24 protein-coding genes are annotated in these 22,077 nt (G+C 51.8%); 16 read left to right on the top strand and 8 right to left on the bottom strand.

The genetic code is table 11. From position 1 onward, the window contains the following. Positions 1-161: 161 nt before the first annotated feature. The 4 genes from CLC93_RS13295 (at position 162) to CLC93_RS13280 (ending at position 4,460) form a co-directional block, all read left to right on the top strand. The gene (locus CLC93_RS13295; RefSeq protein ID WP_095506468.1) at positions 162-1,331 is read left to right on the top strand and encodes a glycoside hydrolase family 26 protein; all 1,170 of its coding nucleotides are present in this window, start codon (positions 162-164) and stop codon (positions 1,329-1,331) included. Positions 1,332-1,343: 12 nt separating this feature from the next. After that, entirely contained in the window at positions 1,344-2,054 is a 711-nt protein-coding gene (locus tag CLC93_RS13290; protein WP_095506467.1) for a phytanoyl-CoA dioxygenase family protein, read from the top strand. Positions 2,055-2,228: 174 nt separating this feature from the next. Continuing rightward, positions 2,229-4,028, top strand: coding sequence for a putative bifunctional diguanylate cyclase/phosphodiesterase (locus tag CLC93_RS13285; protein ID WP_245837163.1), 1,800 nt, complete (start codon positions 2,229-2,231; stop codon positions 4,026-4,028). A gap of 87 nt (positions 4,029-4,115) precedes the next feature. Further along, positions 4,116-4,460: a hypothetical protein gene (locus tag CLC93_RS13280; RefSeq protein WP_095506466.1), complete on the top strand. Its 345-nt coding sequence runs from the start codon at positions 4,116-4,118 to the stop codon at positions 4,458-4,460. An 81-nt stretch (positions 4,461-4,541) separates the two neighbouring features. Here CLC93_RS13280 and purD read toward each other — a convergent pair whose 3' ends face one another. Together purD and purH are read right to left on the bottom strand one after the other, a co-directional pair. Next, complete coding sequence (gene purD, locus CLC93_RS13275) at positions 4,542-5,834, bottom strand: phosphoribosylamine--glycine ligase (protein ID WP_095506465.1); 1,293 nt, start codon at positions 5,832-5,834, stop codon at positions 4,542-4,544. A 19-nt stretch (positions 5,835-5,853) separates the two neighbouring features. Next, the gene (gene purH / locus CLC93_RS13270) at positions 5,854-7,437 is read right to left on the bottom strand and encodes a bifunctional phosphoribosylaminoimidazolecarboxamide formyltransferase/IMP cyclohydrolase (RefSeq protein ID WP_095506464.1); all 1,584 of its coding nucleotides are present in this window, start codon (positions 7,435-7,437) and stop codon (positions 5,854-5,856) included. A gap of 379 nt (positions 7,438-7,816) precedes the next feature. Between purH and zntR the strand changes: the two genes are divergently transcribed. The 10 genes from zntR to CLC93_RS13220 all read left to right on the top strand — a co-directional run bounded on the left by zntR (position 7,817) and on the right by CLC93_RS13220 (position 16,482). After that, on the top strand, positions 7,817-8,236 hold the full coding sequence (zntR, locus tag CLC93_RS13265) for a Zn(2+)-responsive transcriptional regulator (RefSeq protein ID WP_095506463.1): 420 nt from the start codon (positions 7,817-7,819) through the stop codon (positions 8,234-8,236). Then, positions 8,223-9,410 carry an SO_0444 family Cu/Zn efflux transporter gene (locus tag CLC93_RS13260; protein ID WP_095506462.1) on the top strand — a complete coding sequence of 396 codons (1,188 nt, stop codon included), beginning with the start codon at positions 8,223-8,225 and terminating at the stop codon, positions 9,408-9,410. The genes zntR and CLC93_RS13260 overlap by 14 nt, the downstream gene beginning before the upstream one ends. Positions 9,411-9,455: 45 nt before the next feature. After that, the gene (locus CLC93_RS13255) at positions 9,456-9,923 is read left to right on the top strand and encodes a GNAT family N-acetyltransferase (RefSeq protein ID WP_095506461.1); all 468 of its coding nucleotides are present in this window, start codon (positions 9,456-9,458) and stop codon (positions 9,921-9,923) included. Positions 9,924-9,938: 15 nt separating this feature from the next. Continuing rightward, positions 9,939-10,712, top strand: coding sequence for a uridine phosphorylase (udp, locus tag CLC93_RS13250; protein ID WP_211286874.1), 774 nt, complete (start codon positions 9,939-9,941; stop codon positions 10,710-10,712). Positions 10,713-10,844: 132 nt separating this feature from the next. Beyond that, positions 10,845-11,294: an NfeD family protein gene (locus CLC93_RS13245; RefSeq protein WP_095506459.1), complete on the top strand. Its 450-nt coding sequence runs from the start codon at positions 10,845-10,847 to the stop codon at positions 11,292-11,294. A gap of 42 nt (positions 11,295-11,336) precedes the next feature. Beyond that, a complete protein-coding gene (locus CLC93_RS13240; RefSeq protein WP_095506458.1) occupies positions 11,337-12,254 on the top strand; it encodes an SPFH domain-containing protein in 918 nt (305 codons plus the stop codon). Further along, positions 12,251-13,174 (top strand): SPFH domain-containing protein, encoded by a 924-nt coding sequence (locus tag CLC93_RS13235; protein ID WP_095506457.1) that lies wholly within the window; start codon positions 12,251-12,253, stop codon positions 13,172-13,174. The genes CLC93_RS13240 and CLC93_RS13235 overlap by 4 nt, the downstream gene beginning before the upstream one ends. A gap of 207 nt (positions 13,175-13,381) precedes the next feature. Continuing rightward, complete coding sequence (locus tag CLC93_RS13230) at positions 13,382-15,370, top strand: SDR family oxidoreductase (protein ID WP_095506456.1); 1,989 nt, start codon at positions 13,382-13,384, stop codon at positions 15,368-15,370. 11 nt (positions 15,371-15,381) lie between these two features. Beyond that, on the top strand, positions 15,382-15,885 hold the full coding sequence (locus CLC93_RS13225; protein WP_095506455.1) for a DUF2505 domain-containing protein: 504 nt from the start codon (positions 15,382-15,384) through the stop codon (positions 15,883-15,885). Positions 15,886-15,888: 3 nt separating this feature from the next. Then, positions 15,889-16,482: a TetR/AcrR family transcriptional regulator gene (locus CLC93_RS13220; RefSeq protein ID WP_095506454.1), complete on the top strand. Its 594-nt coding sequence runs from the start codon at positions 15,889-15,891 to the stop codon at positions 16,480-16,482. Here CLC93_RS13220 and CLC93_RS13215 read toward each other — a convergent pair. From CLC93_RS13215 to CLC93_RS13195, 5 genes are all read right to left on the bottom strand, one after another. Further along, positions 16,424-17,365 (bottom strand): alpha/beta hydrolase, encoded by a 942-nt coding sequence (locus CLC93_RS13215; RefSeq protein ID WP_095506453.1) that lies wholly within the window; start codon positions 17,363-17,365, stop codon positions 16,424-16,426. The two genes, CLC93_RS13220 and CLC93_RS13215, sit on opposite strands and share 59 nt — an antisense overlap. A 25-nt stretch (positions 17,366-17,390) precedes the next feature. Then, positions 17,391-18,845: a wax ester/triacylglycerol synthase family O-acyltransferase gene (locus tag CLC93_RS13210; protein WP_095506452.1), complete on the bottom strand. Its 1,455-nt coding sequence runs from the start codon at positions 18,843-18,845 to the stop codon at positions 17,391-17,393. A gap of 8 nt (positions 18,846-18,853) precedes the next feature. Next, complete coding sequence (locus CLC93_RS13205; protein ID WP_095506451.1) at positions 18,854-19,198, bottom strand: phasin family protein; 345 nt, start codon at positions 19,196-19,198, stop codon at positions 18,854-18,856. Positions 19,199-19,228: 30 nt separating this feature from the next. After that, positions 19,229-19,747: a phasin-related domain-containing protein gene (locus tag CLC93_RS13200; protein WP_095506450.1), complete on the bottom strand. Its 519-nt coding sequence runs from the start codon at positions 19,745-19,747 to the stop codon at positions 19,229-19,231. A gap of 155 nt (positions 19,748-19,902) precedes the next feature. Continuing rightward, entirely contained in the window at positions 19,903-20,181 is a 279-nt protein-coding gene (locus tag CLC93_RS13195) for a polyhydroxyalkanoic acid system family protein (RefSeq protein WP_095506449.1), read from the bottom strand. A gap of 165 nt (positions 20,182-20,346) precedes the next feature. On the opposite strand from CLC93_RS13195, the gene CLC93_RS13190 reads away from it, so the two are divergent. After that, the gene (locus tag CLC93_RS13190) at positions 20,347-20,856 is read left to right on the top strand and encodes a YgjV family protein (protein WP_169903020.1); all 510 of its coding nucleotides are present in this window, start codon (positions 20,347-20,349) and stop codon (positions 20,854-20,856) included. Between the two features lie 63 nt (positions 20,857-20,919). Next, positions 20,920-21,324 carry a DUF1761 domain-containing protein gene (locus CLC93_RS13185; RefSeq protein WP_095506447.1) on the top strand — a complete coding sequence of 135 codons (405 nt, stop codon included), beginning with the start codon at positions 20,920-20,922 and terminating at the stop codon, positions 21,322-21,324. A 26-nt stretch (positions 21,325-21,350) separates the two neighbouring features. Here the strand turns inward: CLC93_RS13185 and CLC93_RS13180 are convergent, their stop codons facing one another. Then, complete coding sequence (locus CLC93_RS13180) at positions 21,351-21,977, bottom strand: flavin reductase family protein (protein ID WP_095506446.1); 627 nt, start codon at positions 21,975-21,977, stop codon at positions 21,351-21,353. Positions 21,978-22,077 lie beyond the last annotated feature (100 nt).

Here is a 22,077-nt window from a genome sequence, read left to right as displayed (position 1 = left end):
TGTGGCGGCACAACTGATCGAACCAGTGCATGCAGTCAGCGGCTTTGTAAACTGGGTTTAGCGTTAACAGCGGCGCTAGCCTGCGACTCGAGTTGACAGTTTTAAAGCTCGCTGTTAGCTTTATGTTAACGGTAACATTATTGGTGGCGTAAGAGGGAAGCATGTTGCAAGGCGTTAGCAGATGGAAAATATTGGCTTGGGTGAGCTTGGTTTGTGTGAGTTCAGTGGCCTGTGCCCAAGCTACCGAATTGAAAGCCAAGTTCTTGCCACCAGAAGGCAAGCTATTAATGTTCATCGGCCAAGATAGCGACACCATCAGCGATTACATCAAGGCGGTGCCAGAAGACAATATTGAAGCGGTGACGCTTTACACCACCATCAAACACGCCGATCCCAGCAAAACCCTAAAAGCGGTATTTGAGCGAGCCAATTGGCAAGCAGGTGATGTGGACTTTGGTTATACGTTGGCGGAATCACCTAAAGCCGCCCTAGCAATTGGTTTGGCGTTTGATGCGTGTAACGACATCGATCATGCCATCGAGATTGCGGCGGGTCGCTACGACAAGAGCATTGCCGCTTTGGGCGAGTACTTGGCATCCATCGCGCCGCGAAAAGTCTTTTTGCGCATTGGCTACGAATTCGACGGCATGTGGAATTGCTACAACCCTGAGTCCTACAAACAGGCCTATCGCAAAATCGTCGATGGTGTGAAAGCTCAGGGCGCCGATAATGTCGCCATGATTTGGCAGTCTGCCGCCTGGCCTGATCCCGACGGGGCAGGTGAGCGGGCGCCGCTTTATGACCACAGAGACCCCAAACATCTATCGCGCTGGTACCCAGGTGACGATTACGTTGACTGGGTCTCTTTGTCGACCTTTTACACCGACTTAAGTCAGTGGCGCTACACCCCAGGTGATACGCCTAAGCGTGCCCAAATGGGCGTATTGGACTTTGCTCGTAAAAAGGCCAAGCCAGTATTTATCTCTGAAGCCGCGCCTCAGGGGTTTGATATCGGCGAGTTGACTCGCTCGCCAATTCAGCGCAATCAAGCCAAGCCCGCCAGCGCAGAGGAGATTTGGCAGTCCTGGTTTAAGCCTTGGTTTGAGCTGATCTACGACAATCAGGATGTGGTGCGGGCGGTAGCCTATATCAATACTCACTGGAAGACTCAGCCGATGTGGTACTGCAAGCCCGGTATCGATGCCGGTAAACCCGGCTGCAACAACGGCAATTGGGGCGATACTCGAATCCAGGCTAACCCGCTAATTCAAAGCCGTTGGCTTGTGCAAGTTAACGATGAAAAGCGCTGGATCCAGCGTGGCGATTACTAACAGGGTGGAATTATGAGCGGGCATATAGCACAACTAGCCCAGCAGTTTTGGCAACAAGGCTACCTAGTACTCGACGGTTTTTTTGAGCCAGAGCTAATGGACAGCTACCAAAAGCTGATCATGGATTACTTTGGGGAAGATCCTCAGTTTTTTCACAATCAGGAATTCTTGGACAAGTCTAAGACCGAAGTCATTCCTTGGTTTCCCCAAAGAGAAGGCGTGGCTGAGTTTGACATTGTCGACCAGCACCCGTTGTTTCGTGCTTTGACCCAAGCGATTTTGGGCGAGGGCTGGAACAGTCAGTACTCCATGGTGATGTTTTCTCGCAAAGGCACCAGTGGGCAAGCCTGGCATCAGGATTGCCCACCAGAAGATCCGGCACAGTTCAATATTAATCGCCTGGTTTACACCATGGATATCGACCCGCAAGTGGGCGGTCAAACCTTGGTGGTACCCGGCTCTCATCGCAAGGGGGCGCTACCTGCCAGTGAGGCGGATATGGCGTTTCCGGAGCAGGTAGTGTTAACACCTCGTAAAGGTACTTTGGTGCTTTTGCACGGTCATACTTGGCACAAAGTGACGCCTGTGACTGGCGATTATCGAGTCTCTACCAATTACCGCGCGGCCCCGAAAGGCGTGCCGGATGACATTACCGATATTTGTGTTTATCCCAATATGCGTTATCGCTTTTCCACGCAGGAAGTGATTGAACACAGGGTATAATTTCTCGCCTTACACTCCACAAAAATCGGAAGTAATCTTCACTTTTGAGGCATTGCTTGTGGTTTCGCTTGCTGATAATTTGAGCAGGTGGATCACGCTTTTTAATTAGAGCACGCATTCTGGATTCGCCTTTTGTTACACTGGCGCCATATAACAACAAAATAACGAAATTACATGTCTTCTGGGGTGATATTGCCACTGCTACTTGGCTTGGCCATTAGCGGGTGCTGCTTCTTAGTTTTTGCGGCTGGATACTTGTTCTCTGAGAACAAGCGCATTCGTGCGCAAATGACGAAACAGACCCAGAATAATCGCGATGCCATTGAAAAGGTTCAATTGCAGTTCAACGCGATACCGGCGGCATTGTTGGAAGTCGACGGTGCGGGTCGAATCGAGAAACACAATGCCAAGGCGGTAGCCTTGCTTGCCCCTGACCGCTCAGACCTGACCTCGCTAAACTTGAACCAACTCTTGCCCCTCATGGAGGGAGATTTTAGCCAGCAAGTTTCAGATTATTTGGAAGGCAAAAACTTTAATGACAAGGGGCGAATTCGAATTCGCTCGTACAAAGGCCCGCGCCAGCTCAGCTATCACTTTGGCCTGCCCACAGTTCCCAGCCAGACCCTGCTAATTTACTTGCGCGATGTCACTCAGGACGTCAATCAGCACAGTCAGGCTCAGATGACCACAATCGACGAGGTGACTCAGGTGTACAACCGTTACGCCTTTGAATCGCGCTTGCGTCAGCTGAGTAATACTCCTGGGCTACACAGCGTTCTGTATCTGGACCTTGAGAAATTCAAGCTGATTAACGAAAACTGTGGTCACCAAGTCGGTGATCGCATGCTGCGTATGGTGGCCTTTGCGATTCAAACCGCACTGGCAGATGTACCTCATTACATTGCGCGCATGTCTGGCGACGAGTTCGCTGTACTCTTGTCTCAAGTTGAGCAGTCTGAAGTCGAAGAGCTGCTAAAGCGCATTCGCCAAATCGTACGAGAGCAACGCCTGTCGGTCACTCAAGGGGTGTTTAAGGTCGGTGTGAGCATTGGTGCTGCGTTCGCCGAAGGCCCGCTGTCATCCCCCTTGGATTTGCTCAAAGATGCTGAGACCTCTTGCGATGCCGCCAAGAAAAAAGGCTCAAGCCAGATCGACATCTTCGACCCAACCAATACTGCGCTCGCGCTCAATCGCAACGCCTCCCATTGGGCACAGCAAATCAAGCTCGCACTGCAAAACGACGACGTGGTGTTGTACGCCCAAACCATCGCTCCGATTTCCCGTCAGCAAAAGAGCATCCGTATGGAAGTGCTGCTGCGGGTAATTCAAGAGGATGGCAAGGTGCTACCACCGGCTCAGTTCATTGCATCCGCAGAGCGCTTCAAGCTGATGACCGATGTGGACAAAGTGGTAATTCGTCGCGCCTTTGAGTGGCTTGGCGAGCAAAAGCCATTGTGGCCGGCGCTGTGTGTGTCGATTAACTTGTCCGGGTCCAGTTTGGGCTCAGATGGCTTAATGGAATTCATTTTAGCGCTGCAAAAGCGCTATGGCTTCCCAAGCGACTGTGTCTGCTTTGAGGTAACCGAAACCTCAGCTGTACAAAACGAGCAAGCGGCCTTTGACATGATGCGTCAGTTGCGTAAGAAGGGCTTCACCTTTGCCCTTGATGACTTTGGCTCAGGCTTTGCCAGTTATGGTTATCTGTCCGACATGCCGGTGGACTATGTCAAAATTGACGGGCGCTTTGTGAAGAACATGGACCGCAATCCGCAAGACTTGGCCATTGTTCGCTCGGTACACGACGTATGTAAGGTTATGGGTAAGAAGACGGTAGCCGAGTTTGTTGAAAACAAAGACATTATTGAGCGTCTTAAGAACATTGGCGTGCATTACGCGCAAGGCTATGCGATTGGTAAGCCGGTGCCTCTAGAAGAGATTTTGTCCAAGCGCGCGGCGACTTTAAAAGCCAGTTAGATTTTTTGTGAGTAACCGCCCTCGGTTGTTGGTAAGCCACCTATACTCAGTAGGTTGTGCTTGCAAACATCGTTTAGGGAGACGCTCATGTCTTGTGGAAAAACCGCCACTCATCCAGAACACACTCATGGCCCCAATTGCGGCCATACAGCCATCAAACACAATGGTCACATCGATTATATCCACGATGGTCATCTGCATTGTCCTCACGGGGATCATTACGACGAGCACGTGATTGAAGTGAGTGATACCAATCCTGACGGTTGCCACCCGGTGACCAGCTGTAGCGACTCAGGGCATGTGCATGGGCCTGATTGCGGACACGAGCGAGTGCCACATGGGGATCACTTTGATTATCTAGTGGATGGACGCCTGCATCATGTGCACGACGGTCATTGTGACGATCATGGGCCGGTGGAATTAGCTCACTAGCGCTAGGGCAAAAGACATAAAAAAGCGGCGTTGTCGAAGGACAGCGCCGCTTTTTGGTTTGAGTCAGACAAGCGTTAGGTGTTACGCCTTGCCTTGCTCGCGAGCAATGGCGCGATAGCCAATGTCGGTGCGGAAATAAACGTCATCCCAGTGGATTTGGTCTACCAGCTTGTAAGCGTCGGCTTGTGCTTCAGCAACTGTGTGGCCCAAAGCAGTAGCGCAAAGGACGCGACCACCACTGGTGACAACACGACCGTCTTTGCTGGCGGTACCGGCGTGGAACACTTTCATGTTGTCAGCCATTTCGCTATTAAGACCGTCAATCACGTCGCCCTTGTTGTAGGCTTCAGGGTAACCGCCGGCAGCCATTACCACGCCCATCGCGGCGCGTTCGTCGTACTCGGCGGTCACTTTGTCCAAGTTACCGGCACAAGCGGCCAAACACAGTTCAACCAAATCGGATTTCAGACGCATCATGATTGGCTGAGTTTCTGGATCGCCAAAGCGGCAGTTGTACTCAAGTACCTTGGCTGTGCCATCTGGGGCAATCATCAGGCCTGCGTACAAGAAGCCGGTGTAGCGGTTGCCTTCGGCAGCCATGCCGTCCACGGTTGGACGAATCACGTTAGCCATTACCCAATCGTGTACGTCTTGGGTAACCACAGGGGCAGGTGAGTAGGCACCCATACCACCGGTGTTTGGACCTTGGTCAGCGTTATCACGGGCTTTGTGGTCTTGGCTGGTAGCCATTGGCAATACGTTATCGCCGTCCACCATTACGATGAATGAGGCTTCTTCGCCCACCAAAAACTCTTCGACAACTACGCGAGAGCCAGCATCGCCAAACTTGTTGCCTTCTAGCATGTCATCGATAGCAGCAAAGGCTTGCTCCTGGGTTTCGGCGATAATCACGCCTTTACCCGCGGCAAGACCGTCGGCTTTAATCACGATAGGGCAACCTTGTTGGGCAACAAAGTCTTTGGCTGGTTGGATTTCGGTGAAGTTACCGTAGGCCGCTGTCGGAATGTTCTGACGGGCCATGAAGTCTTTTGAGAAAGCTTTAGAGCCTTCTAGCTGAGCCGCTGCTTGAGTTGGGCCAAAGATAGACAGACCCACTTCGTTAAAGGCGTCAACCACACCGGCCACTAGCGGAGCTTCAGGACCCACAATGGTCAGCTCAACACCGGCTTCTTGGGCGAAATCGACTAGTGCGTCGACGTCACAAACGTCGATAGCCACGTTTTCAAGTTTTGGTTCAGCCGCAGTTCCCGCGTTGCCAGGGGCAACAAATACGGTTTCTACTTGAGCGCTTTGGGCAGCTTTCCATGCCAGAGCGTGCTCGCGGCCACCGCCGCCAATTACTAATACCTTCATTGAATCACCCTTTTAATTATTAGTGACGGAAGTGACGCATACCGGTGAACACCATGGCCATGCCATGTTCGTCAGCAGCAGCGATAACTTCTTCATCGCGAATCGAACCGCCAGGTTGAATCACACAGCTAATGCCAGCGGCAGCAGCGGCGTCGATGCCGTCGCGGAATGGGAAGAAAGCGTCAGAGGCCATTACCGAACCTTGTACTTCCAAACCTTCGTCAGCGGCTTTAATGCCGGCGATCTTGGCCGAGTATACACGGCTCATCTGGCCTGCGCCTACACCAATGGTCATGCCGTCGTTGGCGTACACAATGGCGTTAGATTTAACGAACTTGGCCACTTTCCAGCAGAACAGCAAGTCTTTCATTTCTTGCTCAGTTGGCTGGCGCTTACTAACCACGGTTAGTTGCTCTTGGCTTACCATGCCTTGGTCGCGGTCTTGCAGCAATAGGCCGCCGTTAACGCGCTTATAGTCTAGGCTGGTGGTTTGCGCATCCCAGTATCCGCACTCAAGCAAACGCACGTTGGCTTTGGCAGCGACTACGGCTTTCGCAGCTTCGCTAACCGCTGGTGCGATGATGACTTCAACGAACTGGCGCTCAACAATGGCTTTGGCTGTGGTTTCGTCTAGCTCGCGGTTAAAGGCGATGATGCCGCCAAAGGCCGAGGTTGGGTCGGTCTTAAAGGCGCGCTCGTAAGCTTCTAGCAGGTCGTTGCCAAGAGCCACACCGCAAGGGTTGGCGTGCTTAACAATCACACAGGCCGGCTGGTCGAATTCTTTAACACACTCAAGCGCTGCGTCGGTGTCAGCGATGTTGTTGTAAGACAGGGCCTTACCTTGGATTTGAGTGGCAGTTGCAACCGAAGCTTCGTCTAGGTTGGTGTCCACGTAGAAGGCTGCTTGCTGGTGGCTGTTCTCGCCGTAGCGCAGGTCTTGTTTCTTCACTAGCTGAGTGTTGAAGGTACGTGGGAACTTGGAATCTTGCTCGCCATCGTGGTGGCTTGGGACCTGAGTACCAAAGTAGTTAGCAATCATGCCGTCGTATTGAGCCGTGTGCTCAAACGCCGCAATTGCCAAGTCGAAACGAGTTTGATAGGTGGTAGAACCTTGGTTATCGGCCATTTCAGCTAACACGCGGCTGTAATCGCCAGCGTTAACAATAATGGTCACGTCTTTGTGGTTCTTAGCAGCAGCGCGCACCATGGTTGGGCCGCCAATATCAATGTTTTCAATGGCGTCTTCACGAGTACAGCCTTCTTTCGCCACGGTTTGGGCAAATGGGTACAGGTTCACAACGACCATATCGATGGTGTCGATGTTATTTTCCGCTAGCACGGCTTCGTCGGTACCGCGGCGAGCCAAAATGCCACCGTGTACTTTAGGGTGCAGGGTTTTAACCCGACCGTCCATGATCTCCGGGTGACCTGTGTAGCTAGACACTTCAGTCACAGTTAGGCCGTTTTCGGCTAACAATTTTGCGGTGCCGCCTGTTGAAAGCAAGTCTACACCTTGGGCAGCCAAGGCTTGGGCAAACTCAACAATACCGGTTTTATCGGAAACGCTTAGTAGCGCGCGGCGAATTGGGCGTGGGGTATCCATCAATTAGATTCCTAGCTTGAAGGGTTTTAGTGTTTTTTCGCGCGGGTATTCTACCTGAAATAGGCCGCAAATGGTGGCTTTATTGCAGCTTTTTTACACGTTTCAGCGTGAGAGTTTTTGCAACTGGCTGTTTTTGCGCATTATCCCCATAACCTGTGAATAACTCATCCTAATTCCGACTAAATCAGTCAAGTTACTAACAGGGGACTGTCCCCTACCGGTTTTTAGGGTGCTTTTATCCACAGCTGCTGTGGGTTGTCAGCGAATAGGATTTGGGATCTAAGTAGCATATTTCGCTCTGGGGTTAGGATATCCTTGACCTTGGATTTAACTCCAAGGTTTATACTCAACTTCAGACCAAAGAAACAAAGGTTCGACAATGGCATTTTTACGAATTGGCGAGGTGGCCAAACGCTTTGAGGTAAAGGCAGATACCTTACGCTTTTACGAGAAGAATGGCTTGGTAAAGGCGTCGGCTCGCAGTGAGTCGGGATATCGTCTGTACAACGATGCTGACCTATCGCGTTTGAGCTTTATTCTGCGTGCAAAAGCCGTGGGTTTTAGCTTGACCGAAATTCAAGAATTGCTGTCTATCGAACTGGATAAAGCCAACTGGGCCTGCGCCGATGTGAAGGGCATGGTTGACAATAAACTGGTCGAAATCGAAGCCAAACTGGCGGAGCTCAATCGCTTTCGTCAGTCATTACAAAGTTTATCGAGAGCCTGTTGTGGCGGTCCTGACAGCGCCGAACACTGCTCTATTTTAGAAGCGTTGGAGTCGCAGCATGTTGTTAGCTAATTTTGTCGACTTATTCTTAGATTCAGCCCCTTGGCTGTTGCTCGGTCTGGTATTGGCCGGGATCATTAAAGTCTTTGTTCCCATGGAGTGGATGCAACGCCAACTCGGCGGGTCGGGCTTTAAGCCCACCTTTAAAGCCGCCGTGCTAGGCGCGCCACTGCCCCTGTGTTCCTGTGGAGTGATCCCCGCTGCAGTGGGCTTGCGTCGCGCTGGTGCATCCAAAAGTGCTACCACCTCTTTCTTAGTGGCCACGCCGGAAACCGGAGTTGATTCAGTGTCGGTATCCGTGGTGCTCCTAGGCCCCTTCTTAGCCATTATTCGTCCAATCGCCGCCATCACCAGCGCAATCACCGCTGGCCTGTTAGTTGGTCGCGATGACAAGCAAGAGGTGGTCAAGGTCGAAGCGGCACAAGCCAAAAGCAGCTGCTGTAGCAGCAAAGCCGAGTCTGTGGTGAAAGCCTCTAGCTGCTGTTCAAGCAAAGCGGAAGCCGCGCCGCTGAAAGCTGAGTCCAGCTGTTGTGCCTCGAAAGCTGAAACTAAACCTAAAGCCAGTGGCTGCTGCTCAAGTAAGGCTGAGCTGCCGGCAAAACAAGGGGTTGTGGCTAAGCTGTTGCAGGGGCTTAAATTCGCCGCGACGGATTTGGTAAAAGACACCGCCGCTTGGCTAATGGTAGGTCTGTTTTTCGCAGCATTGGTGACCACCTATGTGCCTAGTGATTTCTTGGCCAAGTGGGGTAATGGATTGCTAGCCATGCTAGTCATGGTGCTGGTCTCAATTCCCATGTACATCTGTGCGACGGCCTCTACGCCGATTGCAGCAGGCCTGCTGTTAGCCGGTGTCAGTCCTGGAGCGGTGTTGGTGTTCATGCTGGCAGGACCCGCGACTAATATCGCAACCCTGGGTGTTATCACCAAAGAGCTGGGTAAACGCGCCCTTTGGGGCTACCTAGGCGGGGTGCTTGGCTGTGCCATTTTGTTTGGCCTAGCCACCAACTGGGCGGTAGACACTTTTAGTATTGTGGTCGAGCCTAAAGTGGGTCATGAGCATCGCATGCTGCCTATGTGGTTGACCTACGCAACCTCAATTATCTTGGCAATTTTGATGGCGCGCGTTGCGCTTCTCAAAGCCTTGCAAATTCAACGAAATGGGACCAAGCTATCCAGTCAAAACTAAGCGCAACATAGGTGCAATAGCGCCGCGTAATAAAGGGAGACTGGGATGCAATGGTTGGCATTGCCATTTCATGAGCTAAGCCGGGATCAGCTTTACGATTTGATGCAACTCAGGGTGGATGTATTCGTAGTCGAACAAGAATGCGCTTACCCTGAGTTAGACAATAAAGACCGTCACACCGGGGTTTGGCATCTATTGGGCTACGGCGGCGACGGTCGCTTGCACGCCTACCTTCGCGCACTTCCTGCCGGCCTTTCTTACCCGCAACCCAGCATGGGGCGGGTAGTGGTTCATCCAGATTATCGCGGGCAAGGACTCGGACAGCTATTGGTGATGCAAGGACTCGACCTTTGTCAGCGCGAGTGGCCCAACACTGACATCAAAATTTCTGCCCAATCTCATCTCACTCGCCTTTACCAAGAGTTTGGTTTTAAGGTGACTTCACCAGAATATCTCGACGATGGCATTCCCCATGTAGACATGGTGCTTTCCCTGTCATCGCCGACACAATAATGAATAGGAATTTCAATGAGCAAAGTATTTCATCTAGGTGTTAGCACCGAGCAGTTACAAGGGGCACGCTTAGCCATTCTACCTGGGGCGCCTGAGCGTGTGGAAAAGATTGCCCACTGCTTGGACAGGGCTGAACACCTCGCTAGCCAGCGCGAGTTTTGCGTTTACCGCGCCGAAATCGAAGGTCGCCCAGTGGTTGTTTGCAGCACGGGTATCGGCGGCCCATCTACCTCGATTGCCATCGAAGAGTTGGCGCAAATGGGCATCAAAACCTTCATGCGAGTGGGCACAACCGGTGCGATTCAGCCAAAGGTTAAGGTGGGTGATCTGATCATCAGTCAGGCCTCGGTGCGCTTAGATGGCGCTAGCCATCACTTCGCACCGGGCAGTTACCCTGCGGCGTCTGATTTCTACGCTACCCAAGCCTTAGTAGAGGCAGCAAAGCAGCTCGAACTAAAAGCACACGTGGGTATTACCGCCTCAAGCGATACTTTTTATCCAGGGCAAGAGCGCTACGACACTTATTCTGGTCGAGTGCTGCCTGAGTGGCAGGGCAGCTTGAAACAATGGCAACAGCTGGGCGTGCTCAATTACGAAATGGAGTCGGCCACTTTGTTTACTCAGTGCGCGGCACTGGGACTACAGGCTGGCTGTGTAGCCGGTGTATTGGTGAATCGCGGCGGTGGTGAATTTCCGGATAGTGCCAGTATTGCTCAAGCAGAAGAGCGCGCCATTGCCACGGTCATTGCTGCCAGCAAGCGTCTAGTTTTGGGCAGTACACACAAATAATATACGGTTAAATTTGACATATTATGTCTTAAGGCGCATGCTTTGACATAATATGTCTCATGCGAAGAGTCGCAAAGGGACGTATCGAACGCCAGACTAGAACTGGTGTATACAAAACCAAGGAGGCAGAGCATGTGGCAGAATCCATCGGTCGTCTGGGTGGTCGCGGGCATTCTAATGATGCTGGCGGAATTATTAATTCCAGGTGGCGTGGTGTTCTTTCTTGGCCTGTCTGCCCTGCTGGTGGGCGGCATGATAGGTTTAGGGCTTATCACCAGCTGGACCATAGCCTTTACTCTGTGGTTCATCCTTTCCATTGTTCTTACCTTAAGTTTGCGCCAAATGGTGCAAAAACACTTCGGTGGCGATATCAGCCACCAAAATACCGACGAAGAGTTAAGCCTTAGTGGCCAAAGCGCTGAAGTGATTGAAGCGATTGGGCCTGGTCAGGTTCAGGGGCGAGTGCGCTTTCAAGGCACAACTTGGACTGCGGTTTCCGACGGACGCGAAATCGAGGTTGGTCAGGAAGTTGTGATTATTTGTCGAGAAAACATAGGCTTGCTAGTGGAGCCAAAAGCCTAAATTGGCGCAAGCCGTAGAAACAAGTCTAACGAGGGAGTGGTTATGTTTGCTTTTACCATGGTAGTCCTAGTACTGCTGTTTATACTGTGGAAGCTGCTGTTAGTAGTGCCCATGCGCGACGTTCATGTGATTGAGCGTTTGGGTAAGTTTCGCGCTGTGTTACCGCCGGGTTTTCACATTCTGATTCCGTTTTTTGACCGTGTGGCTTATCGGCACGACACTCGCGAAGAGGTGCTCGATGTGCCACCTCAAAGCTGTATTTCTAAAGACAACATTCAAATCGAAGTGGATGGCTTGGTGTACATCAAGGTCATCGATGGTCATAAGGCCAGCTATGGTATCGAAGACTATCGTTTAGCTTCGATTAATCTAGCCCAAACCACCATGCGTTCTGAAATCGGCAAGTTGACTTTGAGTCAGACCTTCTCTGAGCGTGAGCGCTTGAACGAGTCGATTGTGCGAGAGATTGATATCGCTTCAGATCCTTGGGGTATTAAGGTGCTGCGTTATGAAATCAAGAACATTACCCCGTCGCGCCACGTGATCCACACTCTTGAGAAGCAAATGGAAGCCGAGCGCTCTAAGCGCGCCGAAATCACCACAGCTCGCGCCGAAAAAGAAGCGATGATCAACCTTTCTGAGGGTGAGCGACAGTACGCAATTAACCTGTCTGAAGGTGAGAAACAAAAACGCATCAACGAAGCGCAAGGTACCGCCAGGGAAATTTCCATCATTGCCGACGCCAAGGCCAAAGGCATGCAAATGGTCAGCGAGGCAATCGCTAAACCCGGAGGTGATGCGGCAGTAAAAATGCAGCTTCAGGAAGAGTTTATCGACCAAATTGGCGGGGTGTTGGAGAACTCCAAGGTGTCTGTGGTGCCAACCGAGCTAGCCAATATTCAAGGCATGTTTGAGGGCATTAACCAAGTGGGCGAGAGCATTAAGGGAGGCAAGTCATGAGCGCAGATATGGATTTAGATCTCATCGCCATGGGTATTTGGGGCTTCTTGTTCCTGATTTTCATGATTCAGCTGATTCGCTCGATTCGCCTGGTACCGACCAAGTCGGCCTATGTGGTAGAGCGCTTGGGTAAATATCACGGCACTTTAGAGGCGGGTTTTCACGCCATGATCCCCTTCGTGGACAAGGTGGCTTACATTCACGATCTCAAAGAGGAAACCATCGACGTACCACCGCAGGAGTGTTTCTCCAAAGACGAGGTGAACGTTGAAGTGGATGGGGTGATTTACATCTCTGTGATGGACCCAGTCAAAGCCAGTTACGGCATTACTGACTATCGCTACGCAGCCATGCAACTGGCGCAAACCACCACTCGCTCGGTTATTGGAACGCTTGAGCTCGACCGCACCTTTGAAGAGCGCGACTTGATTAGCGCCAAAGTAGTCGAGGTGCTGGATCGCGCCGGAGCGATTTGGGGCATCAAAGTACACCGTTATGAGATTAAAAACATCAGCCCACCAGAGACGGTGAAAAACGCCATGGAGATGCAAGTAAACGCCGAGCGTGAACGCCGCGCATTACTCGCTAAAAGCGAAGGTGAAAAGCAAAGTAAAATCAATCGCTCCGAAGGTATGAAGTCCGAGATGATCAACGTCTCTGAAGGTGAGATGCAAAAGCGGATTAACGAAGCCGAAGGTAAAGCGGGCGAGATTCTGTCGATCGCCGAGGCCACCGCCGAGTCGATTGCCAAGCTGGCCGAAGCGATTGAATCACCCGGTGGACACCAAGCCCTGGAGATGACTTTGGGTAGCCGCTATCTCAAGCAAATTGAGGGGATTCAAGGCAAAGACAACAAGGTCATTATTCCAGGTGATTTGACCAACTACGACAAGTGGATGAGCGGTATCAAGCTCAAATAACCCAATTCAACAGACAAAACCCCTGCCAGCTTCGCGCTCGCAGGGGTTTTTATTTGCTTTGTTGTGAAAATGTTATCGAGATCACGGCATTTAGCGGAATAGCTTGATGCCGGTCAAAAAACACTCAAGTAAAAACGTGTTTACTGGTCTGAGGAGTTGGAATTTTAAGCAGGCATGCAAGGAAGCCATCGCTATCAAGGAGACACTATGCACTACTTCATCACCGGCGCTTCGGGCTTTTTAGGGCGCAATCTTCTCAAGCGTTTGATACGCCGTCCGGGCAACATATTTTGTTTGGTCCACGACCAGATCTCTGAGCAACGATTGGTCGAGATTGGCCAAAAGCTGGGTTTGGAGTCTGACCGGCTGATCCCGGTTCACGGAGATTTGCGGCAACCCGGGCTTGGCCTCAATGCTGAATCTCAAGCGGTTCTCAAAGGCCAAATCAGTCACTTTTTTCACCTCGCCGCCATTTACGATTTAAAAGCCGATGCAGAGATCCAAGTCTCCACCAATGTGGAAGGCACTCGCAATGCTATGGCCTGTGCGGCTGAGATTGGCGCCGACTGCTTTCATCACATCAGCTCGATTGCGGTGGCCGGTTTGTATCGCGGCGCTTTCTCCGAGGACATGCTTGAGCAAGCCGAGCGTCTAAATCATCCCTACTTTATGACCAAACACTTGGCCGAGAAAGCAGTGCGGGATGGCTGCCCAATTCCCTATCGCATCTATCGGCCAGGGATAGTGGTTGGGGACTCCAACACCGGTGAGGCGGACAAAGTCGACGGGCCTTACTACTTCTTTAAACTGCTGCAAAAAATTCGCGACAACATTCCTAAATGGATGCCAATGCTGGGGCTCGAAGGCGGGCGCCTAAATCTGGTGCCCGTGAATTTTGTCACCGATGCCATGGACTATCTGGCCCACCAAGAAGGCTTAGACGGGCGTTGTTTCCACTTAACCGATTCCAATCCTTACCGCTGTGGCGAGGTGCTCAATCTATTCGCTAAAGCGGCTCACGCGCCTCCTATGGTACTGAGATTTAACACCCGATTAGTGGACCTGATTCCGCCGCACTTTGTCAAAACCATCAGTAACTACCCGCCGCTCAGAGAGTTTGGCCAACGAGTGCTAGACGAGTACGGTATTCCAGAAGAAATGGCTTCATTCTTTAACTACCCGACCCGTTTTGATAACCGTGCCACCCGCGAGTTGTTGGACGCAGCGGATATTCGTTGCCCGGATCTCAATGACTACGCCGAGAAGCTATGGGATTACTGGGAGCGTCACCTCGACCCGGACTTGTTTGTCGAGCGTACCTTGCAGCACAAGCTCGCCAACAAGGTGGTGCTAATTACCGGCGCCAGTTCGGGTATCGGTCAGGCCACGGCACTTCGCCTTGCGCCATCGGGTGCCAAGCTATTGATGGTTGCCCGCGATCCACTGCGCCTAAATGCAGTGAAAGCTCAGGTCGAAGAGCGTGGCGGGATTGCCCAAACCTTCACCTGTGACTTGTCTGACGAAGAGCAAAGCAAGGCGCTGATTGAACAAGTGCTAGCTGAGCATGGCGGCATCGATTTGCTTATTAACAACGCCGGTCGCTCTATTCGCCGTTCGGTGGAAGCCTCTACCGAGCGCTTTCACGACTATGAGCGCACCATGGCCATCAACTACTTTGGCGCGTTGCGACTGATTCTGGGCTTTTTGCCGAGTATGGCCAAACGCCGTCAGGGTCATGTCATTAATATCTCATCGATAGGGGTGCTCACCAACGCACCCAGATTCAGCGCTTATGTGGCTTCAAAGTCCGCGCTGGAATCCTTCTGTCGCTGCGCTGCATCCGAGTATTCCGACCGCAATATTCGCTTTACTACCATCAATATGCCGCTGGTGGACACGCCGATGATTGCACCGACCAAGCTCTACGACAGCGTACCGCTGATGAGTGTTGATGAAGCGGCTGAAATGGTGATTGAGGGGGTGCTAAAACAGCCCAAGCGGATTGCCACTCGCCTCGGCATCTTCGGTGCAGTGCTACACGCCATTGCCCCAAAACTGTCGGAAATCATTATGAATACTGCCTATCGCATGTTCCCTGATTCTGAGCAGTTGACTCAGGAGTCGGATTCGCGAGCGGCAGCGCGCAAAGAGCAGATGATCAGTCTGGCGGCCATGATGCGCGGCATTCATTTTTAAGAGGAGGGGTTATGCAAATTCGTATCAGTCATGATTATCAGTGCGACCCTGACACGCTTTATTTTGCCTTTGCCGATGGTGAAGCGGTTGAACAAAAGTACTTGGCGCTCGGTGCCGATGCGGTGGAGTTTGTTGACCATCAAATTAGCGATGAAGGTTGTGAGCTAGTGACCCGTCGAGAGCTGGAGTCGGACATTCCTAAGGTGCTGCAAAGCATTTTGGGCCAGCGAAATACCATAGAGCAAAGCGAACGCTGGCGCAGTGAAGGCCTTGAGCATCTGTGTCAGTTAAAAATCAAATTGCTTGGGGTGCCTATTAATATTCAAGGTCAGCTGCATATTAGACCGACTGATTCAGGTTGTACCAACGACATTCAGCTTCTAGTGAAGTCGGCCATTCCCTTGATTGGTGGGCAGCTGGAAAAGTTTGTCGCGAATCAATGTGCCCACATGATTGAAGCTGAGTATGCCTATTTGACCAAAAACCTCGCGGTGTCCGAACAGAGCTTGGAGTGAGCCATGAGCACCAAACTCAAAATTTTGGAAATGGCGCGCTTGTCCTTCAACGAGTTGGGGCTATCTCAGGTTAGCTGCCTGATGATCGCCACCGAGTTGGAGATAAGCCCGGGCAATCTCTATTACCATTTTGGCGGCAAAGAGGAGCTAATTAGCGCCTTGCTAAACGAGTGCGAATTGGCGCTCGCCAAACTGATCGCTCGATTTGAGGCGGAAGCCAAAGACGCCGAAGCGGTATTGCCCTTCGTGCATTCGGTGCTGCGAGTGTGTCTGCACTATCAGTTTGTGTTTCGCGACCAGGAGTACTTCCGCCATCAAAGTAGCTCAGATAAGCGCAAATGGTTGAGCCTTATCAAAAAGCTAAAGGGTTTCAGCCAAGACTGTATCGAGCGTTTAAGCCGTTCGGGCCACCTTAAACTCAGCCAAGAAAAAGGCGACTTACTGGCGGAAAACATGATGCTACTTGGACTTAGCTGGCTCAACTACGACAGCATTTTAGCGCCTGGGCAGGCGCTTGAGTCTCAGGTTGAGCTGGGGGTTAAGCACTTGATGAGTAATCTGTCGCCTTGGCTGCAGCCGCCACCTGTTGCCCAATAAATCTGACCATGCGACGAATCGCCTCTTGGGCCTCTGGTAGCTGATAAAACACCGGAAACACATGGGGCAGTTCGGGCCAAATGGTGAGATCCGCCACGCCTCTGGCTCGCTTCACTTTGTTGGCCAGCCGCACCGAATCATCGAGCAAAATCTCCAATGAACCCACGTGAATCATCATGGGGGCTAAGCCCTCGAGCGTGTCGTACATGGGGGAGCAGAGTGGGTCTGACGGGTCGTGGCCATTGAGATAGCTCATCCGCATCAAGAGCAAAGCGCCGATATCAAAAAAGGGGTCGGCGTTGCGCATTACAAAGGCACTGTCACTGTTTAGGGTTTGATCCACCGTCGGAGAAATCAAGATTGCTCCAGCTGGCTGCGGCAAGCCGCTATCTCTGGCCTGCATCATGGTGGTTAGCACAAGGTTTGCACCCGCCGAGTCCCCCGCCAAAATCAGTTTGTTGGGGTTAAAGCCTTGCTCGAGTAAGTCTTGATAGAAATTAAAACAGTCATGAACTGAGGCGGGAAACGGAAATTCGGGGGCTAAGCGATAGTTCACCATAACCCCACGGCAGTGGCTTTGCTGACACAAACGCGCTAGCAAAGCGTTGTGAAACAAAGGGGAGCGAAAGCAAAAGCCACCGCCGTGAAAATACACAATGAGGCTGTCGCTGCTCGGCGTATCGAGGGACAACCAGTGACAGGGCACGCCACCAATCCAATCGGAAATCATTTCCTGCTCGCTAATTGGCATCACGTAACCGGACAAGCGTTCAAGCGAGGCGATAACCGCGCGTAGGGATAGTATGTCCTCACACTGCACCAGTCGGCTGCGAATCAGTCGAAACAACAGCTTGTTCAAAGCTTTGGCGCGCCAACTGGGCATGACAACCTCCCCTTAATTCGTCTTGTTAGTGGTACTGCTGGGTTGGGGCTTGTGGCTCTTCCTCCTGTGGATACATTTGTTCGAGAAGTACCTGACTCAGATGGGTCATCGCCGCCTCTTCGAGATCGTCCAAGGCTTGAATCAAGTAATCCGAGATGGTTTCAAAACCGGGTAAGGAGCGGCGGCAGCACACCAGCCCAAAGTGCAGGTCTCCTGCGTAGCTCAGTACCGTAATATTTAGGCTTTGGCCGGGTAACAAGAGTGAGATAGGGTACATCTCACTCAGTCGAGCACCCATCAAGTACAAGGGCTTTTTCGAGCTGGGCACGTTGGAAATCAGCATGTTGGTAGCCGGCGGCAAATAACCCTGCAAGCCTAAGCGGCCGGCGAGCAAGGACATAGCATTCACCCCAATCGCATACTGGTAATAGGCATCGGGCGACAGGCTTAGGGCTTCTTGTTTGATGCCATCGGTGGAGCTTCGAATGGTGCGCAGACGTTTAAGCGGCGCCTGATTAGAGCGGCCTAACTCTACCAGCCCCAAGGTCATCTTGTTGCAACCCTCTTCGGTGCTGGTGCGTCCGCGAATATTGATTGGCATTAGCGCCACCAAGGGTTTTTGCTCTTTCCAGTTGTGCACCCGCAAATACTTTTGCAGCGCCATATCCGAGATAGTCAGTGCTACGTCATTGACTGTGGTGCCGGTCATTTTGGCGATCTGCACAAAGCGCGAGGCCGGTAAGTTCACCAAGGATAAAATACGCGCTTTATCTGGACTGGCGTTAAATGGCGTGCGCGGAGCCGTGAACGGAATTTTGAGCTTGGTGGGCGCTAAGTCCACCGCATTGAGCGCCAGCCGGCTGACCAGCTTAGCCAAGGCCACACTGGTTTTGGCTTGTTTTTGCCAGAGACTTGGATTGAACAAACTGCTCAACAGTGAGCTTTGGTCTGGCTTCTCGCAAGCATCTGGCGCTTCGCTTTGATTCCAAAACGGCACAAAGCTCATGTCGTTCGGATCTTCGCTGCAACTGGCGGTGAAGATTTTGGTGGCGCGCACCCCATCGGCGATGGCGTGGTGCAACTTTAGCAGCACAGCCACGTCGCCATTTTCTAAGCCATCCACAATCCAGATTTCCCACAAGGGACGGCTGCGGTCTAAGGGATAGCTATGAATGCGCGCTGCCAGTTCAAGCAACTGTTGTTGATTGCCCGGTTTGGGCAACATGGAACGGCGTACGTGGTAGTTGAGATCCACCGTGTGTACCCGTTGCCACTTGGGCCAATGAGTCAGCCCAAGTTTGACGGTGCGGTCAAAAGGACTTTTGACCTGAGGGTGAGACATTAGGTTTTGGTATAACCGCTCGGCAAAGTCCCCCTGCTCGGGCTTGGGCTTAAACAGCACCAAACCCGATATGTGCAGAGGGGTCGCGTTGCTTTCAAACAGAATGAAAGCCAAGTCGAGCAGTGATAACTTAGCCATAGTCTGACCTATTGCTTGGCTGCCAACTGTTCGACCGCGTCGGTAAGTCTGTCTACCTTAGCGTTCAGATCGTTGATCTGTTGTGGGCGGAATCCGGACAGGCGATAGAAGATATCGTGAACGCGATTCTCAACTTCTTGATTGGCCTTATCCAGATTTTGCTCGACTTTAGCGCGAGTCTTTTCTTCCACTTCCCGGCCTTGCTCAACGAGTTCGTCAAACAGTGAGCTGGTTTTGTGTTCAAGGTTTTGCGCTTCGTCCAGGCTCTTGCGGTAAACACCCAATCCGGCCAGCCAAATGTTGCGGGCTAATTGGTCGTTGTCCAAACCTGTGGTTTTTTTATCTATGGTCATAATTTCCTCCTCAATCCTCCAGAAACGCGCTTAGGCGTCGGCTTTTGGTGCTGTCTGGGTCACCGGCTTGGCTTTTGGCTTGGGTTTAGCCACAGCTTTGACCGCTGGCTTTGGTGCCGGTTTAGGGGCAGCCTTGCGCGCAACGGGCTTGGGCTCGACGACCTGTTCCACCGGCTCGGGATTAACCGGTGCTGCATTTAGGCCTTCGACTAGGGCTTCCAAGCGTGCCAACTTGTCGTCTAGGGACTTGAGTTGCGACAATTCAATGCCGGTGACCCGTTCAACTCTCTGATTGACCTTGTGCTGAATCGCATCTTGGGTTTGTAAGCGAGCCTCGTCGATGCGCTCGCTGGTGTCTGCCTCGACTTTGCGTCCTTCGGTTATCAATTCAGCGAACATCTCACGGCTGCGAGCCGATAGTTGGTTCACTTCGTCAAAGCCCTTGGCGTAGGCGCCAAGTCCGGCTAACCAAATCTTGCGAGCCATAGCGTCTTCGGCGATGACTGCGTCGTGATTCTTGTTCGCTGAGCGGAAAAATTTTCTCAACATGATTGCCTCCCATTCCTATACGTCGCGTCGTTTTACGCTTGGGGGGATGGCGATATCCCGCCCTATTGTTAGCTTATGAAAGGCAATTAGAATCGGCGTTAAGACAGGTGGGTAAAAGCCTGATGTAGATCAATTTTTGTGCAGTTAATGGCTGGTTACAGAGACAGCATCTCGTCGAGTTTGTCTTCGATGGCCCGTTGAATTTGTGCGGCGAGAGGGCGGTAGAACAAACCGAGTTTAAGAGTGATATTCAAGCTGTCAGCGGCGGCGGTTAACACTCCTTTGGCACCACTGCGCTCAAAGTGCAGCTGCTCTCCCCGCCAATACCAGTCAAGCTGATAACGGGTTTGTAGAGAGTGGGCCATTTGCTCGCTAAGGTCCCGTAATTGTTGGGCCTCAAGCCGGTGACTGCGTTGAATATTAATTTGAGCCATCACTTGAGTATATCGCGACTCCTTTGAGGTACAAGCCCGCAGGTTTGTGTTTTTTCTTTTCGCTTGTGTGTGCAAGCGTTCACGCAACACACAAATCACACAGAAATGACTCGCCGAGCTGGGCAGTATCACTGTGGTACTCAACCACAAAAAGGCGATAAAGCTGTGACAACACTAGAGTTGATTGGACAAGGCGTAGGATTTATCTCGATGGCGATGGGCTGGTATGCCGCATACCAGAGCGACGACCGTCAGTTCATTTTCTACAACTTTGCTTCTGCACTAGTGGCTGCTTTGCACTTTGGTATGTTGGGTTCCATGGTCGGCGTTGGCTTAATGCTGATCAGTGGTCTGCGTTTTGGCATTTCTCTTTACAGCAAGCACGCCTCATGGGGTACCTTGTTTGCGATCGTTACCCTTATTCAAGGGGTCTACTTATTTGAAGGTTGGTACGACGGCTTTGGTATCGCCAGCTCTATGATGGCTTGCTGGATACTGTTTGCCTTTGAGGGCCGACAACTTCGCATTGCCGCTTTTATCTGCATACTGCTAAGTCTGGTTCACAGTGTGGGTATCGACTCTTGGTCGAGCATTTTGTACTGCACAGGTACTATGATTTCGCTGGCTTGGGGACTGCTTCGCAGTACCCCGAAAAGCGAAACAGTTGCTGCCTAATTTGCTCATTTTTTCAAAGCTTTGCTAGGTTAGAGAGGAAGACTCTAGCAAAAGGAAAGCGATATGCACCAACTCGCTCAACTCGATTGGCTGGCCATTATTGTGGCTGCCGTGGCAGCTTTTATGGTGGGTGGCGTGTGGTTTGGCCCCTTGTTTGGCAAAGCCTGGATGGCAGAGCACGGCTTCAAAGAGGAAGACTTTGTAGGCCAAGACACCAAAGGCATTATGCTTAAATCCTTTCTACTACACATAGTGGTGGTGTTTGGTCTCGCTATGTTGCTGGTGGGACAAACCAGTTGGATGGTAGGGCTGCACTCTGGACTTTTCACGGCTTTCTTTTTGGTGGCGGCGTCTACCGGCATCAACTTTATCTACGAAGGTAAGTCGCTCAAGTTGTGGGGGATTTACGCCGGGCACCAAGTGCTGATGTACGGCGTTGCCGGCGTGGTGTTGGTGCTGATGAGCTAGTTAGATCAGCTAGCTAGACGAGCTAGCTATTTGGGGCGAGGTACATCGATGACCTCGCCCAGCGCGGCATATTCGTTGCCGCCTAAACGCCCAATCGCATCTACTCCCTGGGCGTTGATTTTCATGCGTCCTTTGTCGTCGCTGATTACCACTGAGTCATCGATATACACCTTTTTGACTTCCGCAAATATCAGGGTTTGCGGCGTTTCACCAATCTCTTCGACCTTGTGCACTTCGCAGGCGTAAGCCACTTTGCAATCGGCTAGGCGCGGTAGCGGGAAGTCACCAAATGCTTCGGTCGCCAGTTGTGAGGCGCTTAGCTCTGAATCGCCGTGCTCTCGAGTGCGTGAGCTTTCGGTGACAGCCGCAGCCAAGTCCTTGTTGGCAATGTGAATCACTAGATGCTTGCGTGCCTTCGCGTTAACTATGGTGTCCTTGGGACTGCCGTCTGGCTTTTTCCCTACCGAAATCATCAACAGCGGCGGGTTCGAGCTAACCGCTGTGAAGTAGGAAAACGGCGCTAAATTGTATCTGTCCTGGCCTTCGCCCTCGCCATTATCACTAAGCACCCAAGCCACCGGACGAGGGATTAGCGTTTGAGTCATGGTGTGGTAGATGCGGTTAGGGGAGAGCTGGTTGAAGTCAATTAGCATGGTACGTCCTAGTTGTTGCCAGATTGTGCGTTAGTAGCGGCTAAGTTTTCATCGGTTATCAGTGTGCTGCAATGACCAATAAAGGGTCAATAGCTTGGCT

The organism is Paraferrimonas sedimenticola, assembly GCF_002282855.1.
GTDB classification, from domain to species: domain Bacteria; phylum Pseudomonadota; class Gammaproteobacteria; order Enterobacterales; family Shewanellaceae; genus Paraferrimonas; species Paraferrimonas sedimenticola.
Note: the sequence above shows the minus strand (reverse complement) of the source record. Positions and strands in the feature narration are given on the sequence as shown.

Excerpts from the sequence above, each read along its gene's own strand:
- CLC93_RS13295 (WP_095506468.1), top strand. The coding sequence starts at position 162 with ATGTTGCAAGGCGTTAGCAGATGGAAAATATTGGCTTGGGTGAGCTTG.
- CLC93_RS13290 (WP_095506467.1), top strand. The coding sequence starts at position 1,344 with ATGAGCGGGCATATAGCACAACTAGCCCAGCAGTTTTGGCAACAAGGC.
- CLC93_RS13285 (WP_245837163.1), top strand. The coding sequence starts at position 2,229 with ATGTCTTCTGGGGTGATATTGCCACTGCTACTTGGCTTGGCCATTAGC.
- CLC93_RS13280 (WP_095506466.1), top strand. The coding sequence starts at position 4,116 with ATGTCTTGTGGAAAAACCGCCACTCATCCAGAACACACTCATGGCCCC.
- purD (WP_095506465.1), bottom strand. The coding sequence starts at position 5,834 with ATGAAGGTATTAGTAATTGGCGGCGGTGGCCGCGAGCACGCTCTGGCA.
- purH (WP_095506464.1), bottom strand. The coding sequence starts at position 7,437 with ATGGATACCCCACGCCCAATTCGCCGCGCGCTACTAAGCGTTTCCGAT.
- zntR (WP_095506463.1), top strand. The coding sequence starts at position 7,817 with ATGGCATTTTTACGAATTGGCGAGGTGGCCAAACGCTTTGAGGTAAAG.
- CLC93_RS13260 (WP_095506462.1), top strand. The coding sequence starts at position 8,223 with ATGTTGTTAGCTAATTTTGTCGACTTATTCTTAGATTCAGCCCCTTGG.
- CLC93_RS13255 (WP_095506461.1), top strand. The coding sequence starts at position 9,456 with ATGCAATGGTTGGCATTGCCATTTCATGAGCTAAGCCGGGATCAGCTT.
- udp (WP_211286874.1), top strand. The coding sequence starts at position 9,939 with ATGAGCAAAGTATTTCATCTAGGTGTTAGCACCGAGCAGTTACAAGGG.
- CLC93_RS13245 (WP_095506459.1), top strand. The coding sequence starts at position 10,845 with ATGTGGCAGAATCCATCGGTCGTCTGGGTGGTCGCGGGCATTCTAATG.
- CLC93_RS13240 (WP_095506458.1), top strand. The coding sequence starts at position 11,337 with ATGTTTGCTTTTACCATGGTAGTCCTAGTACTGCTGTTTATACTGTGG.
- CLC93_RS13235 (WP_095506457.1), top strand. The coding sequence starts at position 12,251 with ATGAGCGCAGATATGGATTTAGATCTCATCGCCATGGGTATTTGGGGC.
- CLC93_RS13230 (WP_095506456.1), top strand. The coding sequence starts at position 13,382 with ATGCACTACTTCATCACCGGCGCTTCGGGCTTTTTAGGGCGCAATCTT.
- CLC93_RS13225 (WP_095506455.1), top strand. The coding sequence starts at position 15,382 with ATGCAAATTCGTATCAGTCATGATTATCAGTGCGACCCTGACACGCTT.
- CLC93_RS13220 (WP_095506454.1), top strand. The coding sequence starts at position 15,889 with ATGAGCACCAAACTCAAAATTTTGGAAATGGCGCGCTTGTCCTTCAAC.
- CLC93_RS13215 (WP_095506453.1), bottom strand. The coding sequence starts at position 17,365 with ATGCCCAGTTGGCGCGCCAAAGCTTTGAACAAGCTGTTGTTTCGACTG.
- CLC93_RS13210 (WP_095506452.1), bottom strand. The coding sequence starts at position 18,845 with ATGGCTAAGTTATCACTGCTCGACTTGGCTTTCATTCTGTTTGAAAGC.
- CLC93_RS13205 (WP_095506451.1), bottom strand. The coding sequence starts at position 19,198 with ATGACCATAGATAAAAAAACCACAGGTTTGGACAACGACCAATTAGCC.
- CLC93_RS13200 (WP_095506450.1), bottom strand. The coding sequence starts at position 19,747 with ATGTTGAGAAAATTTTTCCGCTCAGCGAACAAGAATCACGACGCAGTC.
- CLC93_RS13195 (WP_095506449.1), bottom strand. The coding sequence starts at position 20,181 with ATGGCTCAAATTAATATTCAACGCAGTCACCGGCTTGAGGCCCAACAA.
- CLC93_RS13185 (WP_095506447.1), top strand. The coding sequence starts at position 20,920 with ATGCACCAACTCGCTCAACTCGATTGGCTGGCCATTATTGTGGCTGCC.
- CLC93_RS13180 (WP_095506446.1), bottom strand. The coding sequence starts at position 21,977 with ATGCTAATTGACTTCAACCAGCTCTCCCCTAACCGCATCTACCACACC.